The organism is Halomonas sp. AOP7-B1-5 (genome assembly GCF_052353045.1).
In the GTDB taxonomy this organism is placed as follows: Bacteria; Pseudomonadota; Gammaproteobacteria; order Pseudomonadales; family Halomonadaceae; genus Vreelandella; species Vreelandella colorata.
The window spans coordinates 1-867 of sequence record NZ_JBQTDC010000120.1 but is presented as its reverse complement, the minus strand read 5'-3'; the positions used below and the strand labels follow the sequence as shown (position 1 = coordinate 867).

2 protein-coding genes and 1 pseudogene are annotated in these 867 nt (G+C 53.9%); all 3 read right to left on the bottom strand.

Going from position 1 to position 867, the window contains the following annotated elements; genetic code table 11:
- Positions 1–261, bottom strand: a pseudogene (locus ACT3XD_RS19660) (IS66 family transposase); the annotation flags it as partial.
- A 45-nt stretch (positions 262–306) separates the two neighbouring features.
- Positions 307–663 (bottom strand): IS66 family insertion sequence element accessory protein TnpB, encoded by a 357-nt coding sequence (gene tnpB, locus ACT3XD_RS19655; protein WP_193092928.1) that lies wholly within the window; start codon positions 661–663, stop codon positions 307–309.
- Positions 660–867 (bottom strand): hypothetical protein (locus ACT3XD_RS19650; RefSeq protein ID WP_192539969.1); only part of this gene is annotated, 208 nt, incomplete at its 5' end. The genes ACT3XD_RS19650 and tnpB, both read right to left, overlap by 4 nt.

Sequence of the window (867 nt, the reverse complement as noted above, 5' to 3'; positions counted from 1 at the left end):
GGCACCTTCGTCGTCATCGACGATGAGTTCGGCCTCATTAATCAGCAGATCGCCCTGCTTGATGCCGTACTTTTCCGTGGAAGGGCCAAACTGGCGTTCTAATGCCAGGCGGAACTGCTCATAAAGTGACTGTTTGGTGGCTTCCCACTGCGCCTCTTTTTTCTCCATCAGGCGATGAAGTTGCGCAATCTCTTGCTGCTGCGCTTTGACCTGGCGCTGCAGTTGGGAGATGTCCTGGGCGGGGGGCGTGGTGCTTTTCATGCCTTGAAGTGTATCAAAAAACCATTAAAAAGCGGAGCAAAAAAATCAGCCAACACACTTAAAATTCAATGCTTTATGAGGCTGCATGGCCTTCAGGTCATAGCCGTCTAGCAGCCAGTTCAGTTCCTGGCCACTTAAGGTCACGGCGTCACCGTCCAGGTGCGTTGGCCACTTGAATCGCTCACGCTCCAGGCGCTTATACCAGACGACAAAGCCGTTACGCTCCCAGAACAGTAGTTTGATTTTATCCCGCTGGCGATTGCCAAAGACAAACAACGCCTTATCAAACGGGTTCAGCTCCATGGCCTCCTGAACCAACAAGGCCAGCCCGTCGATCTGTTTGCGCATGTCCACCGGTTCGCGACAAAGGTATACGGTCAGGTGAGTGCTCGGACGGATCATGGCGCCACCGCCACTTTTACAAAACGGGCAGGACGATGACGGGGTGGCACCGGTAAGCCGCGAACGTTCAAACGTTTTTCCCAGAGCAGTAGATCGGCTAAGGTAAGTTCTTGTTGCGAGGCGTATTCGCTGAGGGGAATCTCGCGCACCGAGGCGTGATACAGATGCCCGAGCCAAAACGCCTGCATGGAGTTGAGTTCTTGG